The organism is Fructobacillus tropaeoli, assembly GCF_016860625.1.
Classification (GTDB): domain Bacteria; phylum Bacillota; class Bacilli; order Lactobacillales; family Lactobacillaceae; genus Fructobacillus; species Fructobacillus tropaeoli.
On sequence record NZ_BOJU01000005.1, the window covers coordinates 179,571 to 197,110 of the forward strand.

Genomic DNA, 17,540 nt, shown 5'->3' on the forward strand with positions numbered 1-17,540 from the left:
AAGTAAAAGCATAAATAAAATGTTAACGATACTCTTTAATAATAGCAGATTTTAGTATGAAAAAAACGCCTAAACGATAAAATCATTTAGACGTTTTCTATTTTTCTTAAATCATAATCAGCATCGGCAAAATCATTGGCTTACGAGCCGTTTCTTTATGCAAATACTTAGCCAAATCATCAATGATGGCTTGACGAATATCAGATTCACTGGCATTCTTTGCAGACATTGCCTTACGAATCGTATTGAAAATGACATGACGACCATCATTAATGAGGTCACCAGATTCACGCATGTAAACAAAACCGCGGGACAAGATATCGGGTCCAGAAAGGATTTCCTTTTTCTTTAAGTCGATCGTAGCGGTGACGATAACCAAACCATCTTGTGATAGCTTCAGGCGGTCGTGCAAGACAATCGAACCGATATCGCCAATTCCTGAACCATCGATATAAGTATCTTCGGCAGGGAAGTGTCCAGCAATTCGTGGTGGGTTAACACCGTCAAGAGCGAGGACATCACCGTTTTCTAGAATAAAGGTATGATCTTTTGGAATATCAAGTTCTTCGGCTAGGCCAGCATGAACTTTGAGCATTCGGTATTCACCGTGGACAGGCATAAAGTATTCAGGCTTCATTAATGACAACATCAACTTTTGTTCTTCTTGGCCACCGTGACCAGAAGTGTGAATGTTGTTTAACTTACCATGAATGACGTTCGCGCCACCTTCTTCTAATTTGTTAATCACAGCGTTAACAGAGGCTGTGTTCCCAGGAATTGGGGAAGAAGAGAAGATAACATTATCGTTTGGCTTCAAGCGAACCTGTTTGTGAGTGCCATTAGCAATTCGTGCCAAAGCGGCCATTGACTCTCCCTGTGATCCGGTTGATAGAATCAAAAGTTCGTCATCTGGGATATTTTTAATCTGTGACTGCTCAATCAGGGTATCGTCTGGGATGTTTAAGTATCCGAGGGCCCGTCCATTCGTCATGGCTGATTCCATTGACCGACCGAAGACGGCAATCTTACGGCCGTGGGCAATGGCAGCATCCGTGGCCATTTTGATTCGATTCATGTTCGAAGCGAAAGTAGCAAAGATAATTCGGCCATGCTTTAGTTGTTCAAAAAGCTTTTGAACAGTCTTTTCGACCCAGGCTTCTGATTTTGTCCACTCGGGCCGCTCAGCGTTGGTTGAATCCGACAGCAACAATAAGACGCCTTCTTCACCAGTGCGAGCCATTGACCAAAGGTTTGGCTTTTGCTTGGTGGTTGGTGTCAAATCAAATTTGAAGTCACCGGTTTCCACAATCGTTCCAACGGGAGTTTTGACTGAAACGGCAAAAACGTCTGGGATTGAGTGGGTGGTACGAATAAATTCAACTGACATTTGGTCGAATTCAATGACTGACCCATCCGTAATTTCATGGAGTTCAGCGCGGTTTAAGAGCTGCTTTTCTTCCAATTTGTTACGAATTAAGGCCATTGCCAGTGGGCCAGCATAAACTGGTACATTGACGGCTTGTAAAAAGTAAGCAATCGCCCCGATGTGGTCTTCGTGTCCGTGGGTAATCACCAGAGCTTTTACTTTGTCAATGTTTTCGACTAAGTACGAATAGTCTGGAATGACATAGTCAATTCCTAAAAGGGAGTCCTCCGGAAACTTAATTCCGGCATCCACGACGATAATTTCGTCCTGGTATTGGATTCCATATGTGTTTTTTCCAATTTCGCCAAGTCCGCCAAGAGCGTAAACGCCGACTTCGTTTTTCTTAATATCAACTGTTGACATTAGGAAAAAGTTGTTAACTTAAAATCCGGGTTAGCCTGTTCGTACACCAGTGCTGCATCGGATAATTCTTCAACATCTTCGATGTTAAATTCTGTATTTGCTTGCGCAGCTGCTAGTGCGGCTGGCTTTGATTCGGCCTCAATGTAAAAGGTCTGAGTATTTTCCCGCTTTGGATTACGGTCGAAATGACTTTGATAGTAGACTTTGTAAATCATGCTTATTCCTCCAAGTTCGATTTTTAATTGATCATGACGAAAACCTTATTTTTTAATTCTACCACAGCTTGCAAGGAGGTGGGGGCTTTTCTATCAGCTAGTTGCTGATAGGAGGATGCTAATAAATTGGTTGGTAGATTGTAAAAGTAAACCGAACACTTGAATAAAAAAGCCGCAGCGCCTTTAATGGTAATTGTCCAAAACAACCATAAAAGAACTGCGACTCACGACAAGTCTATCATCTCAAGAACGCACTGTCATTCAAACTTTGCTGGAATTGAATTACTCAGTTCGTGCCATTGCACGTTTTATTGACCGATCACCTGCGACGGTATCGGTTGAAATTCATCAAGTCACGCCCTATAAAGCTGATATTGCTCATGCGTTGGCGTTGAAAAAAAAAGCGTCATCTACGTAGTCACCAAAAACTGATGTTCATGTTTTAGGGATACCTTTCAAAACGATTTATAATTGGTTTAATGCTGGTCGACTCAAACTATCTGTGACTGATTGACCTGACTAAGGTATCCGATAAAAGCGTCAATTTGATGGTAGACGACAAGTATTTGTTCATGGTCGTTCTATTGAGACAAGACCTGAAAGTGTGACAGCACGACAAGGATTTGGGCATTTTGAAGTGGATACGATGCAATCGGGTAAGAAACGCGGTGAAGTACTCGTAACCATTACTGAAAGATTAAGCCTGCAACATATTGTGAGGCAGGTTAGTGGGCATAATAGTCAGGCGGTAACACCAGTCTTAATTCGTTTTTTCAGGAATTAAGAATGCTCAATCAATCACTGTTGCTCACGGACGAGAATTTGAAAAATATGATGAAATCGAGAGCAGCGTAAAATTGAAACCGTAAGTAACAAAGAATTAGATCAAATTAATCATTGGATTAATGCCAGACAATGAAAACACTCAATCGGCAATCACTACGAAAGGCTTTTCGGCAATTCGCAGTGCTCGATTAATTCTTGCAATCTAACTTTATCTTTTAGAATGTGGACTAAAATAATAAATTTTATTGGCGAAATTCGTAAAAGTATTAGTGCGGTATTTGATGAATATTTAAAGTTCATATTGTTTGATAATTTTTATCATTAATTCAAAAGATATGTTTATGTTTTTAATCAATGTATAGCATGATATTTATATCATAATAAATGCTATAATAGCCGTTAGAATTTTGAGAATATAACTGGTGTTTTCTTAGAAATGTATTGAATTGAATTCGTTTAATATTTATATATTAAAAGGGTGTTTAGATATTAGTTATTAGAGGTATCAAGAATGTATGTTTTTTATAAAATGATAAGATGTTGCAATTAAGAATTTTATAATCTGTATAACAAATATTAATTGGTTTGATGTAATGGGGGGGAGTAGTATGCATTATTTTTTAACAAATAAATTTGAATATAATTTTTCAGGCATTGAACATGCACAAGTGTATAGACATAATTTATTTAGTGCATTAAAAGTTGAATCGCAAATAGTTACTTTTGAATATACACCAGCATCATATGTGTTTATAAAAAGGCAAGGTCTATCTGTCGATATATCACTTAATATGTTTGATTTTTGGCAAGGAGCAGTTCATAAGGGTGAAATAAATAACGATGAGTATTTTGACATAATTAATAATTTAAATGGAAATCAGGATATAGAGTACTTTCCCTTTATATTGGGTAGTACAAATGCTCCTAATAAAATTAAAAAGATAGTTTTCTTTAATAATAATCGCGACATAGCTAAAATCGAATATTTTGATATTAGAGGATTTTTATCTCAACGAAGTAGTTATGATAAAGGTAGGTTAGTTGCAAATGAATGGTTTAACATTAATGGAGAAATTGTCTTAACGGAAAATTTCGATAATGGTACTATATTACTGAGTGAAAATAATCCTCAATATACTGATAAATCGAAAATAATTTTTTCTTCATGGGATGAATTAAAATCTGCATGGTTAGATTTTTTGGTCAAAGTTGATTCAACTCCAGTTATATATATTGACAGAGCGGAATACGCTACTCCTATTGTTATTGGTATGAAAAATCATGAAGTAAAAAAATTTGTTGTTTTACATAGTGCGCATACAGTTGATAGGCAAAAACCAGATACTTCACCACTAAATGAAGTTAGACAACTAGAATATGATAATTATTATTTGTGGTCAGGGTACATTGCATCCACTAGAGAACAAGCCGAAGATTATGAAAATAGAACACATATTCCGACGGTTGATATTCCTGTTTCGTATGCGTTATACCCCAAAAATGTCGATATTAAACCAAATAAGCAGGTAAAGCATATTGTATATTTTTCGCGTATATCAAGGGAAAAGCGGATTGAGGATGCCATCGAAGCAATGGCATACGTTGTTAAGGAAAGTAATAATATTGATTTAAAGGTATATGGTTATGTTACTGACTCGAAATATAATGAGGAACTTCATCAATTAATTGATGAATTATCTTTAAAGGATAAAGTTTATTTACTGCCTTATAGCCCTGATAAAGAATCTTTGTTACAAAATGCTGACCTTTTTTTACTTACTAGTGAATATGAGGGCTTCAATATGTCCATGATAGAGGCAGCTTCTTATGGATTACCATTAGTCTCTTATGATGTTAAATATGGTCCAAATTATATTATTAATAGTCTACAAAATGGGTGTTTAATAGAATCAGGAAATATAAAAAAACTTTCGGAGAGTATCGTAGGTATTTTAACGAAGGACGCAAAGTATAGTTTTTTCAGAGAAAACGGATTACGTTTAATTTATAAAAAATTTGGTTTTACAGCAGTATTAAAAAAGTGGAAACAATTTTTTATGGATAACGATATTGAATTTTCTTCTGAGAATTTATATGTTGTCACAGGAGGCTCATTTGAAGAAAACAATGCTTTAAAACCAGCTAATTTAGGGTTGAAAGAGATTGCTGAAGAACATGGGTTTATATCTATAAATTATCCTGACGATTCTAACAAAATAGACGAATTTGTTAAATCATTTTCTCTAGGTGATAAAGTCTTACTATCTTATCCATCATTTGTCTGGACAATGCCAACACATTTAAAATATGATCTTGATATTATACAGCAATTAAAGAATAAGGGTATAATCGTCTATTTATTTTTAAACGATAGTCTTATTTTAAGAGAATTATCAGAATTTATGGATAATGAGTTTGAAATATTAAATATTGTAGATTTTATTTTAGTACCTAGTATTGAAATGAAGAAGGCATTAACTGAAATTGGAATTAAGTCTAAATTTTCTCAACCATTTGGCTTGAATCCATTACCAGAATATTTATCTAATATTAACTATTTAGATCAGAAACCTAATAAAGTATCAAAAAAAATACTATATGCTGGTAATTTAGCCAAAGCTCAATTTTTAGAACAAATAAAGTGTCCTTTGCCTTTGGAGGTTTATGGACCAAATCCTAGTAAATCATTATTAAATAATGATTATATTTCTTATAAAGGAAATTTGAGTATTGAAAATCTTTCTGAAAAAATGAGTCATTATACAGGTTTCGGCCTTGTTTGGGATGGGGAATACAGGGCCGGTTTTAATAAGTATTCACGATATAATAGGTATAATATGCCATACAAGGCCTCACATTATTTACAAAATGGAATACCTATTATAGCCTGGTCTGGATCGAGTTTAGGAAAGTTTATTAAGAAAAATAAAATTGGAATAGTAATTGATTCCCTGGACGATTTGAATCAACTAATGTGCAAATTGACTGATAATGATATAAAATTTTACAGAGAAAATATTAAAAATATTAATGAAGTTATGTTGATTAAAAAAAGTGAACTGACAGATATTATATCTAAAATAGTAATTGACTAATTTGGAAAGTAAAGTATTAATATTTTGTACAAGGGTATATCTGAAAATTATCATTTGATTTAAACGTTTTCTTTCTGTGTTTTTCTTTTTTATTTTATGATTATCATTTTGTGGATAGCTCTTATGATGTAATTAAGGACAAAAACGTTCGATACAACTTCATCATAGGAGCTTTTTCATGCAAAAAAATAGCTATTTGTCTGAATTTAAATCGTTATTTATAGTGGCCTTGCATCGATTCGAGTGCTCTGCTAGTGCCCTTGTCCTAAGAATATTAAGTAGTATTTTAAGCGTCACAAATTGGATTAATTAGGGCGCTTCTCGAAAGTTAGATTTTTGCGGAAAGAAGTACCGTAATTTACGATTAAATAATTCATTATTGGCTCTGTCCCATGATCAACGGTAATACTTTTTACGGTGCTTCTAAATGAATTTATGGAATGTTTGAAAGGAATTGGCATCAATTATTTCGTTCGATTTGATGCTTTAATCGCTAATAGGTATGACTTTGAAGCTCTAAAAAGGTAACGAAACAGGTTGTATCTTGTCCATGACTCAACAAAACAGTGTCGACTTTCCAGTGTCTAAATACCTTCCGATTGTTAACATCTTCAGGACGTTTTTCGATGGTAGATTGTAAGAATAATCTGAACACCATATGTTGTTGTAAGATTTTTCGCGGTGATTACCAGTTGAGTATTTTCATTGGTCTGGCATTAACTCAATGATTAGTTTGGTTCATTTCTTTCTGACTGCTTCCATTTTGCTTTTTTGGGGTATAAACCACCGGAAATATTGTTTTAGTACTTCATTACTCCCATTGTTGTTCTGGTGAATATGAGTGTGCAAAATATATTGATATGACTAGCTTTTTTCTATCTTCAACATATTTTGCAAATTTTATATCATGATGAACTGTGATTGATTTATTGTTTTTGATGCCCTAGAAGTACCCTATAATGGCCGATGTCACTGCCTGGTTATTGCAACCACTGACATGTCTTATAATATTCTGTCGGCTCAACCGTTCTGTGATGGTTACTAAAACATCGCCATGTGGTTTACCAGATTGCATGGTATCACTTGGAAATGATCAAATTCTTGTTTTAATTAGACGTTTTTTTTGCCGATTTTTAATTAAACGTCCATGAGTAAAAACGCGTTTATGTCGAATACCATTATCTGGTAAAAATGATTTTGCTCGTATGCTAATAAAGTGGACCGATTTTATGCGCCAATCCACTGTATAATCACTCAAGAAAGAAAAGGATTTTAGCATATGATAAAACGTCCCCGCTACTCTAAGGAATTCAAGGATTCAATTATTGCTCTTTATCAGGAAGGTCGTTCTTCTAAGTCCCTCGAAAAAGAATTTGGTATGGCCTCAACCACTGTTTTGAAATGGGCACATGGTGCTCAAAAGCAAATGATTGGTGATACCATCCACACAAACAATGATATGAAAAAGATTAAAAAGGAAAATGATCGTCTCCGAGAGGGAAATGATATTTTAAAACGAGCGGCTGTATTACTGGCAAAAAATTAAATCGTGATACCGCATTGCCAATCATTCAAGCTAATATCGCTGTTGGTCATCGTGTGACAACTGTACTTCGTGTCTTAAAGATTGCACGGAGTACTTTTTATGATTGGGTAAACCATGTACCTAGTAAGCGCGAACAGGAGAATCAAATGATTCAAGAAATGGCCAAAGAAATCTGGCTATCGAGTGACCGTGTTGATGGTTATAAACGAATGAAAATCGCCTTACACCGACAAGGAATCAATGTTGGTGGAAGACGATGATGGCGATTATTAAAAGAGGCAAACTGTCAATCAGTGATGACCCAAAAATACCGTAAGCCAGTTACTGAAGTCTTGAGTTCAGTTCGAGATGGCCGTTTTGTCTCTGATATGTTGTTAGAGGCATTAAGCCGGCATCCAAAACCGGCTTATCTGCACAGTGATATGGGGAGCGAGTACACGAGTAGTGTCTTTGAAAATTGACTGGAGACAAATCGCATTCGCCACTCCTATTCCAAGAAAGGGCACCCCTACGACAATGGAAGAATCGAGGCCTTTCATTCAATTTTAAAGAGAGCATTGATTTATCCAAATCGATTTAAGAGTCAATTTGAGCTAGTGGCTCGAATTTCGCGGTATATTCACCGATATAATCATGAACGCATTCACACATACGAATCAAGCTCGGCGATGTAAAAAAGTGTCTAACTTATTGACATACGAGCATTTCTTAATTTTAAGTAAACATGGTGAATTCAATTATAGGGGGGGTGGACGCAATACATAATATATGAGCAGCCGTTTTTAGTGACCATTTTAAAATAGCAATGTGATGATTCAAAAAAAGATATTTCGGATGTTAAAAACTGGCAACAAGCGTGTTTGCTCTGATTACATTGAGCTAAATGATAAGTTTTTCGTGTGAGATTTTCTGCTTAATTTTACAATTTGCCATTGGTAGTACTAACTTGATTGAAAACTTCCGAAGGAACCTGAAACGCGTGGCTATAAAGAATACTCAGTTCAATATTGAATAAGTCCTGAAATCATGACGTAAAATGTTCAAGGAGTGATGAATGTTTTACATGTTAATTAAAAAATGACTAGACGTTCTTGAAAATATATTTCAATAAATGTTAGAACGATTGAATAGCTCTTATTAAAAAATCATATAACTCTCTCTATACTTTCAAATTCTTTTTGAAAAGTTAATTGGTTGACAGTTGTTAAATTAGAATTATAATTATTATTAGTTGCACTTAGTTTTGAAAAGTCGGAGGTTTATATGAGAGAAAAAAAAGTAAATCGATACAAAATGTATAAGTCGGGAAAACACCTTGTGTTTTCTCTGTTCTTTGTTTTTTTTGCTGGACTCAGCTTAGGCTCTTCAAACATTTTATCATCGAATTTAAATAACGGGTTAAATTTTGCAATTAGTGCGAACGCGGATAATATTTCCTCAAATGTTGATTGGAATAATTGGCAAAATGCTTCTAAATTTTCTGCTCCTTACAATGTTTCCGCAAGTGATGACGGACATTTTGAGGTTTCAAATATTGGGGGGAAGTTAGATAAACAAGGTGACACCCAAGCTATGGTGACCCTAAATGCCTTGACAGTTAGATATAGTCTAGATGCTGCTAATTCTAGAAAGAATTCAGTTCCGTGGTCTCAATTGAATGCTTCAAGCCTTAATAATATAGTAGTAACAGATTCAAATAATAATACGTTATCGATTCCAAGTTCAAATTGTTATTTTGTGAGTTTAGATGGCACAATAACGACTACCCCTTCAGATTCTTCTGTATGGCTTTATATTCCATTCACGAATACTGACGGATCAAAAATTATATATTCTAATAGTTCCGCTGCAAACGTGAGTTTTAACCAGAAATTTAAAATTTCTTTTGATTTGAACGCTCCTGGTGCTGCCACAAGAACTGGTTATAATTTTTTTTATAATATTGATTCCACAACAATAGAGCCGAAAATTATCAAGTCCTACTACAGGGATATTAATAATAATGATTTACAACCTTCTAGTCAATTGGGTCTAGGGGGGGCAATGGGACAAACAGTAACCTCCCAAGCTCAAGATTTAACTAGTATGGGATATCATTTTATTAAATCGTATGAATATACGAATGATGATAATCATGTAATTTCATCGCAAAATAGCTCTATAACGCATCGGTTAAGTTCAGATGAAGTCGCCGACGTGTTTGTATATGCACCAAACAATACCGGTTCTAATAATACTGGCTCCAATAATACTGGTGATAACAACACTGGAAACAGCAACGTAGGCTCAAATAACAGTGGTGATAACAACGCTGGAAATAGCAACGTAGGCTCAAATAACAGTGGTGACAACAACACTGGAAACAGTAATGCTGGCTCAAATAACAGTGGTGACAACAACACTGGAAACAGCAATGCTGGATCAAACAACCATGGTGACAACAACACTGGAAATAGCAACGTAGGCTCAAATAACAGTGGTGATAACAACACTGGAAACAGCAATGCCGGTTCAAACAACCGTGGTGATAACAACACTGGAAACAGCAATGCTGGATCAAACAACAGTGGTAACAACAACCATGGTGACAACAACACTGGAAATAGCAACGTAGGCTCAAATAACAGTGGTGATAACAACACTGGAAACAGCAATGCCGGTTCAAACAACCATGGTGACAACAACACTGGAAACAGTAATGCCGGTTCAAACAACCGTGGTGATAACAACACTGGAAACAGCAATGCTGGCTCAAACAACAGTGGTGACAACAACACTGGAAACAGTAATGCCGGTTCAAACAACCGTGGTGATAACAACACTGGAAATAGCAACGTAGGCTCAAATAACAGTGGTGATAACAACACTGGAAACAGTAATGCCGGTTCAAACAATCATGGTGATAACAACACTGGAAACAGCAATGCTGGATCAAACAATATTGGAAATAATAATCATGGTAATGATTTGATTGGAGATGGGTTAGTTAACCCTGTAATTTCAGCAACTGATTCATTGGCAACAATTAGTTCATGGAGTGTCATGCTCAACTTCTTGAATTTGAAGAATGACCATAATCAAATTCTATTTGGTAATAACCTGCATTTTGTAGACAGAAGCGGAGAAGGTGCTTTTTCAGACGATATAGATGATAATGTAGTGGAATTTATTGTTTATGGAAATGTAAGAGTGCCAGGTCGTTATAGAATTACATTCATGTGGGGGAAGTCTTCTAAAACTAATGCATCAATTGATAGGTTAAAGCGAGCAATGCAGGAAAGTGCTTCAGGGACAGTTGGTGATAGAACATGGGCAACTGGCTATATTACAATCAGTGATGATCCAATTTCAATTAATCGAGGAGAAACTCAAAATTCTGTTAACCGGAATAGTGAGAATACTGTTTTGCCGAATACAGGTCGTCGTATTTATAAAAATACTTCTGAAAATAAGGGGTTGATTGCACTTGTATTTGCAGGTTTGCTTTCAACGTATGAGTTTGTATCTTCGCGTAAGAAAAAGGGGGAATAATCAAATAAAAATATATTTTTTAAATATTTTTCTGAATAATAAATATGAATTAAATGTTTGAGAATATTTTTTAAGGGGCGGCCAATTAAATGGTCGCTCTTTTTTTAATGAATTCAAATAGTTTTAATTGTTTGCCATAAATATTAATTATTTATATTGATTGAATAAAAAATTGGTATTTGTGTGAAATTATCAAAAGAAGACAAAATTCATATTTATTATCTTTGGTAAAACCAATGCTATAGTCTCAAACAGATTGGTCATTAGTACAAGATAAACAGTGGTAATGTACAGTATTTAGTTTCTTTGATTGACAAGCATGGTCTAGCCATCTTAGAGCATGCATACCAGTCATATGCTGATGATTTAACACTGGAAATTATTCAAAAAGCGTTGAATCCAACCCGTTCGATTCATTTTGTTCCTCTTGAGTATGACTTACCTAGCCGTGGCTTTGTTCTTACTGTGAAAACGGTTATACTATCGTTATTAAGAAAAAAGGACGAAAGCCAAATAATCGACCAGGATAAAGAGCGGCTTGAAGAGGAAAATCGCAGGCTCAAGAAAGAAAATCAAGTCTTACAAGAGAAGAATTTGAAGATGCGTATCCTCAACGAATATACAAAAAATCAGATGTCTTAGTGGACGAGCGGAAGAAATTATCTCAGCGGTAACTCAACTAAGTCACAAATTGAAAGCCCCCCTCACGCTCATTTTAGAGATTATTAACAGGCACTCGGATTTACCACACCTCTCTCGCAGTGATTATTACTACACTTTTCAGAAAGTGGGAAAGGACGTCAAAAATGAAAAGCTCATGAACTGTATTCGTGAGTTATTTGAGGAACATCATGCTTGCTATGGTTATCGTTGCATCACTTTACAGTTAAAGCAAGAAGGCGTAGTGATGAACCATAAGAAGGTCCAAAGACTTATGGCAATTTGGGACTAGTGGTTTTGCACAATCGTAAACAAGCAAAATATAGTAGTTATCAAGGTACGATTGGCGTTATTAAAGAGAATAAGGTCAAACAATCTTTTCACTCAGAACATCCCGGCCAAAAGTATTATGCCGATACGACTGAATTTAAATTAAATGGTCAAAAGACTTATTGATTAGCCTTACTCGATGTTTGTTCGCAAGAAGTTGTTTCTTATGAAGTGTCCAGGAATCAGAACTTAGATCAGACAGTTAGTATGATGGAAAAGGCAGTGAAAAGCTATCCAAACGCTGCTAAGCTAACCTTGCATACTGACCAAGGTTGGCAATATCAAAATCGTTATTTTTAACGATGGTTATCAAGTCACGTCATGAATCAGTCAATGTCACGTAAAAGAAAATTAACTGATAATGGATTGACTGAGAGTTTCATTGGAACACTAAAACGAGAAATTTTTTTGACTTTCAATAGCACTTTCAATCGGATACCGAACTCAATCAAGCCATCAAGGAATATATTCACTATTACAATAGAAAACGGAGTAAGAGCAAACTAAAAGGACTGGCGCCGATTGAATATCGGGCGTCAGTCCTCAAGGCTGCTCAAAGACATATCCTAATTTTGGGATTCATAACAGATTTTATAATTAATTCGAATAACAATTAAAAAACAAAAAGCCCAAAGAATTTCTTAAAAGGTAGCTGCTTACACTAATGAAAAGGAGGAATGCTTTGGGCCATTTCATTTGTCGAAAGACAAACACACCTTCTTTGGACGATTAAAGTACCGAATCGGATCAAAAAAATCTATGGTCCATGGTTTTCAACGCTTCGTGCGTTTGTCAAGAACGTTTCAGTCGACCATGGTCAAGAGTTTGCAGGCTGTCAGGAGTTGCAGAACAAGTACCATCTTTCGGTTTATTTTATCAATGACTACTGACCTTGGGAGCGGGCCAGTAATGAGCTTTTTAATCGTAAATGACGTTTTAATTAACTACTTGTAAATTTCAGTGTTTTTCAATAAAAAAATAATTTTAACGAAATATTCGAACAGTAAGCAATCCTAATTAATGGCTCTCCCTGAATTGATATACCATTTGAAATTTTTTATAGATGCGTTCCAGGTAAAACAGTAATTTTGTTCAATTATTGTCAAATTAAGTATAGAATTGCTTGAATAAATAAATAGATTATTATTTTTTTTGTTACAATAGTAATTGAAAATGTTCTTATAAAAGTAATTATTTTAAATTTTTTATTTCTTATTTCTTATTTCTATATTGTGGTATTTGAGGAGGATATCTATGAATTTTTTTGTAACATATGATTATAATTATCAGTTATCAGGAATCGAGCAGGCACAATTTAAGCGTTTGAAAGCTCTTAAAAATTTTGGGAGTTCAATTGTGACGTTAGCCTACAATAGGTTTTTATATGATATTAAGAAAAAAATAAAATTAGAAACTCTTGATTTAATTAATATGTATGATTATTTTCAAGGAGTTTGGAATAATACAGAACTTATTTGTCAATTGGAACGCAAAGAGATAAAAGACCTTTTAACAGAAGATGAGTACGTTGAAAATATTAATCAAAATCAGTATGTAATATATAGAAAGAGAAGTCATACAAAAACTATTTACTTATTTTCAGGTGACCATTCAGAGTATATTGATAGAGTTGACTATTTTGATAATTACGGTTCCAAAATTAAGACAGATTTTTATGATATTCGCGGATTTTTGAGTATGTCTGATATATACGGTCAACGGGGTGGAGTTGCTCGTGAAATTAATTACGACCTTTTTGGTAACTCAGTTTTAGAAAGTTACTATCGTGTGGACAGCGATGGGGAAATTTATACGAATTGGATATTGAATTTCAAAAGCAAACAATATTTTCTTTCCAAAAAAGAACAGTTGGAAACTATATTTTTAGATGCTCTTAACAGAGAATTTGATAATAATAATCTTTTTATCTCTGATAGGGCATATAAAACTGATGTTTCTCTTATTAAAATGACAACTAGTAGGAAATTGTTTGTATATTGGCATAATGTGTTTGTTCCAGAAAATGGAATAGCGAATAAGACAAAACCATTTGATACGTTGCTATTTGAAATAGAAAATTCTGATAAAATAGATGGACTTTTGGCAGCAACTAATCAAGAGGTTGCTGATTTAAAAATTGCTACTTCAAATAAAATTGATGTTTTTAAATTAAATTCATATATATTAAACGATTTTGATATTTCATCCGATCAAATGGCGGGGCATTATAAATATGATATTATCACAGTAGCTCGTATTTTCCCTGAGAAAAGAATCCTACTTGGTATTGAAATGATTAATAAGTTAATAAAAATTAATTCGAATGTTCATTGGGATATTTTTGGATATGGAGATTCCAGTTATTTAAAAAAAGTTAAGACAGCCATTATCGAAAAAGGATTATCAGAAAATATAACGATTCATCCTTATACAAAAAAATTGGAAGAAGTTTATTCTCAAGCAAGAATATTTTGGATGTTAAGTAAGTTTGAGGGATTTAATATGTCTCAAGCTGAAGCACAGTCTTATGGGGTACCTGTTATTGCTTTTGATATTGATTACGGACCTAGAGAGTTAATTGAAAATCAAAAAAGTGGTTTTTTAATTGAAAATAATGATGTAGTTAGTTTTATTAAGGCGACAAATAAATTATTAACTGATACTAATCTTTATTTGCAAATGAGAATAGCAGCTAAGCAAAATATTCAGCATTACGATAAAAATCATTTTATAAGTCAATGGAACAAGATTTGTGAAATATAAAAGGGAGACGGTATGTTTTATTTTTTGACGCATTCAATAGACTCAAAACTCGCAGGTTTAGAAATAGCAATGATAAATCGATTAAAAGTTTTCAATTTTTTAAATGAAGACGCTAAAATAGTGACTTTTAGATACAATCGATTTCAGCATAGAAATATAAAACCATATGATATTGATAGTGAACATTTTTTAAATTTATTTGATTATTATCAAAAAACAGTAGCATATTCTGGTGAAAATTCCCTAACTAATAGTTTAGACAATATTGTAGATGGTTTTGTGGAGCAATTTGGAACAATAAAGAAACAACAAATGGGAGATGAAATTAAGCTTTTTCATCAAAATAGTTTAATTGCAAAAGTAACTTTCTTTAGTGGAAATCAAAATTTTATCTCTAATGTACAAATTTTTGATAACCAAGGTAATATAATGCGAGATGATGGTTATGATTCAAGGGGATTTTTATCAATTACTTCATATTTCGGACAGGATGGGGGTGTATCTTCCGAAGATATTTACAATGCTAAAGGTGAGGTTGTAATTCAATTTTTTTATCATGAATTGCCTAATTCAAATATTGAACAAACAGCTATTATTTTAAATGATAATGATGCGAGGTATGTATTTCACAGTTTGGATGAATTAACAGCGTTCTTTTATGATGAAATTGCTCAAAATGATAAACGGAGCATTTTTATAGCTGATCGCTCATATTTGGTTGATCCACCTCTTTTAAAAATGAAAAATAAAGTTCCTGTATTCGAATATTGGCATAATACTTATAGTTCAACCAATAGTTATGACGGTGAGTTTTCTGAAGTTATGAATCGAGAATTGTCTGAAATGTCCAATTTATCTGGATACATTTTACCTACTATCGATGGAAGTAAAAGTTTGAAACAAAGACTGCCGTCTCATTTACCTGTATTTAATGCGACAGTGGCATTGACCAATCCTAAAATATTGCCAATCCAAAATAAATATAATCCTCATAAAATTATTATGGTTGCTAGAATTGATAAACAGAAAAATATAGGTGATGCCCTTCGAGCATTTTCTTTGATTCGAAAACGTCAAATTCAAGCAGAGCTTTTTATTTATGGATATATCTATGATCAAAAATACAATCAGGAGCTTTTGCAACTAATACAATCTCTTGATATAGAAAAATCAGTCCATTTTGAATTTTACAGAAGTAGCCAAGATACTATTTATAAGGATGCTGCTGTTATGATTATGACTAGTGAAAATGAAGGATGGGGGATGTCGATTAATGAAGCTTTAGCAGTAGGTATTCCTGTTATTTCATATGATACGTGCTTTGGTCCTTCTGAAATAATAACTAATGGAGAAGACGGAATTATTGTTCCTAAAGGGGACTATAGAGAGTTAGCTAAGCAAACTATTCGAATATTAGATGATAGTGAATTACGTCAAAAATTATCTAAAAATGCAAAGCATAATATGCAACGTTATGATATTAATTCTGTTTCTCATATTTGGAAGGATGTAATCAATAAAATGAAACAAACAATAGGAGAGGAAAAGGAAAAGGAAAAGGAAAAGGAAAAGGAAAAGGAAAAGGAAAAGGAAAAGGAAAAGGAAAATGAAAAAAATAATAACAAAATTTAACAAAGTAACAAAAAATTTTAAAATGTATAAAAGTGGCAAAATGTGGATTTTTGCTAGTACATTCTTTTTAATTGGTTTAACTCCTACTTTTTTAGACAATGTTAATATTAATGTTCCCGAATTACAAACGATTGCTTCTGCTTCAACATTAGGGAGTAGAACTGTTGATCCTAGCCAATTTAGTCGTTATTTTTCATATCATGGAGATGCAGCTCCCTTACCAAATAATAGCTATCAATTAACTTCAGACACCCAGGGGACAGTTGGTTCAATTACTTTAAAAACCAAAATAAATATGAACCAAAGTTTTTCATTTACTGGTCAAATATATATTGGCGGTGGTGACGGAGTTGCTTTCGGATTTGCTGATGCTCCTATAGGCAAAATTGGTGATTCTGGAAATGCTTTCGGAATGGGAGGGTTAAAAAATGCTTTTGGTATTAAATTAGATACATACTATAACAGCACAACAAATGGGTCTGCACAGTGGGATGCTGATAGTAATCCTAATATGGATTTCATCGCTACTGATAAATTTGGAACTGTTGTTTCCTATAATAATTATAAAGAAATACCTGGTGCTAATTCATTTTGGTCTAATTTGAACGTTCAGTATGATGGGAATAGAAAATCTTTGTCCATGACTGCCCAAGGACAGACATTAGTGGTTGATGTTTCTTCATTCATTAAAAACAATTCGCTTAGTATGTTTTTGATAGGTTCTAATGGGAATGAGCACGGTCTGAATCAATTTAAATTTACTAAATTTACCTATACTATAGCTACAGATCCTAATGGGAACAACGGTATTGATAATACTGGAACTAATAATACTGGTGATAACAACACTGGAAACAGCAATGCTGGATCAAACAACCATGGTGATAACAACACTGGAAACAGTAATGCCGGTTCAAACAATCATGGCGACAACAACACTGGAAACAGCAACGTAGGCTCAAATAACAGTGGTGATAACAACACTGGAAATAGCAACGTAGGCTCAAATAACAGTGGTGATAACAACACTGGAAACAGTAATGCCGGTTCAAACAACCATGGTGATAACAACACTGGAAACAGCAATGCTGGATCAAACAACAGTGGTAACAACAACCATGGTGACAACAACACTGGAAACAGTAATGACGGTTCAAACAACCATGGTGACAACAACACTGGAAACAGCAATG

At 34.1% G+C, this 17,540-nt stretch carries 14 protein-coding genes and 4 pseudogenes; 15 read left to right on the forward strand and 3 right to left on the reverse strand.

Features of this window, described 5'->3' with window-relative positions:
• Positions 1 to 106: 106 nt before the first annotated feature.
• Both rnjA and FT12353_RS07815 read right to left on the reverse strand, forming a co-directional pair.
• On the reverse strand, positions 107 to 1,789 hold the full coding sequence (gene rnjA, locus FT12353_RS07810) for a ribonuclease J1 (RefSeq protein ID WP_203619343.1): 1,683 nt from the start codon (positions 1,787 to 1,789) through the stop codon (positions 107 to 109).
• A complete protein-coding gene (locus tag FT12353_RS07815; RefSeq protein WP_203619344.1) occupies positions 1,789 to 2,004 on the reverse strand; it encodes an RNA polymerase epsilon subunit in 216 nt (71 codons plus the stop codon). The genes rnjA and FT12353_RS07815 overlap by 1 nt, the downstream gene beginning before the upstream one ends.
• 217 nt (positions 2,005 to 2,221) lie before the next feature.
• Between FT12353_RS07815 and FT12353_RS07820 the strand changes: the two are divergent.
• Both FT12353_RS07820 and FT12353_RS07825 read left to right on the forward strand, forming a co-directional pair.
• Positions 2,222 to 2,982 (forward strand): annotated as a pseudogene (locus tag FT12353_RS07820) (IS30 family transposase).
• Between the two features lie 416 nt (positions 2,983 to 3,398).
• Entirely contained in the window at positions 3,399 to 5,885 is a 2,487-nt protein-coding gene (locus tag FT12353_RS07825) for a glycosyltransferase (protein ID WP_203619345.1), read from the forward strand.
• 685 nt (positions 5,886 to 6,570) lie between these two features.
• On the opposite strand, the pseudogene FT12353_RS08695 reads toward FT12353_RS07825, so the two are convergent.
• Positions 6,571 to 7,080: pseudogene (locus FT12353_RS08695) on the reverse strand (IS30 family transposase); the annotation flags it as partial.
• Positions 7,081 to 7,164: 84 nt separating this feature from the next.
• Between FT12353_RS08695 and FT12353_RS07830 the strand changes: the two are divergent.
• From FT12353_RS07830 to FT12353_RS07885, 13 genes and pseudogenes are all read left to right on the forward strand, one after another.
• Entirely contained in the window at positions 7,165 to 7,431 is a 267-nt protein-coding gene (locus FT12353_RS07830; RefSeq protein WP_203619346.1) for a transposase, read from the forward strand.
• Positions 7,432 to 7,445: 14 nt separating this feature from the next.
• Complete coding sequence (locus FT12353_RS07835; RefSeq protein ID WP_203619347.1) at positions 7,446 to 7,691, forward strand: hypothetical protein; 246 nt, start codon at positions 7,446 to 7,448, stop codon at positions 7,689 to 7,691.
• Positions 7,692 to 7,907: 216 nt separating this feature from the next.
• Positions 7,908 to 8,105 (forward strand): integrase core domain-containing protein, encoded by a 198-nt coding sequence (locus FT12353_RS08665; protein ID WP_373299356.1) that lies wholly within the window; start codon positions 7,908 to 7,910, stop codon positions 8,103 to 8,105.
• A 589-nt stretch (positions 8,106 to 8,694) separates the two neighbouring features.
• Positions 8,695 to 10,962, forward strand: coding sequence for a KxYKxGKxW signal peptide domain-containing protein (locus FT12353_RS07845; protein ID WP_203619348.1), 2,268 nt, complete (start codon positions 8,695 to 8,697; stop codon positions 10,960 to 10,962).
• Between the two features lie 306 nt (positions 10,963 to 11,268).
• Positions 11,269 to 11,604: a hypothetical protein gene (locus FT12353_RS07850; RefSeq protein ID WP_203619349.1), complete on the forward strand. Its 336-nt coding sequence runs from the start codon at positions 11,269 to 11,271 to the stop codon at positions 11,602 to 11,604.
• 175 nt (positions 11,605 to 11,779) lie between these two features.
• Positions 11,780 to 11,914, forward strand: coding sequence for an IS3 family transposase (locus FT12353_RS08670; protein WP_203619350.1), 135 nt, complete (start codon positions 11,780 to 11,782; stop codon positions 11,912 to 11,914).
• 5 nt (positions 11,915 to 11,919) lie between these two features.
• Positions 11,920 to 12,078, forward strand: a complete 159-nt coding sequence (locus FT12353_RS07860) for a hypothetical protein (protein WP_203619351.1) — start codon at positions 11,920 to 11,922, stop codon at positions 12,076 to 12,078.
• Positions 12,079 to 12,093: 15 nt separating this feature from the next.
• Positions 12,094 to 12,252 (forward strand): annotated as a pseudogene (locus FT12353_RS08675) (DDE-type integrase/transposase/recombinase); the annotation flags it as partial.
• Positions 12,253 to 12,386: 134 nt separating this feature from the next.
• Positions 12,387 to 12,569, forward strand: a pseudogene (locus FT12353_RS08680) (IS3 family transposase); the annotation flags it as partial.
• Between the two features lie 60 nt (positions 12,570 to 12,629).
• Complete coding sequence (locus tag FT12353_RS07870; RefSeq protein WP_203619352.1) at positions 12,630 to 12,842, forward strand: hypothetical protein; 213 nt, start codon at positions 12,630 to 12,632, stop codon at positions 12,840 to 12,842.
• 364 nt (positions 12,843 to 13,206) lie between these two features.
• Positions 13,207 to 14,715: a glycosyltransferase gene (locus FT12353_RS07875; RefSeq protein ID WP_203619353.1), complete on the forward strand. Its 1,509-nt coding sequence runs from the start codon at positions 13,207 to 13,209 to the stop codon at positions 14,713 to 14,715.
• 12 nt (positions 14,716 to 14,727) lie between these two features.
• Positions 14,728 to 16,347 carry a glycosyltransferase gene (locus FT12353_RS07880; RefSeq protein WP_203619354.1) on the forward strand — a complete coding sequence of 540 codons (1,620 nt, stop codon included), beginning with the start codon at positions 14,728 to 14,730 and terminating at the stop codon, positions 16,345 to 16,347.
• Positions 16,322 to 17,540, forward strand: a 1,219-nt coding sequence (locus FT12353_RS07885; RefSeq protein ID WP_203619355.1) for a lectin-like domain-containing protein, incomplete at its 3' end; no start/stop codon positions are given. The genes FT12353_RS07880 and FT12353_RS07885, both read left to right, overlap by 26 nt.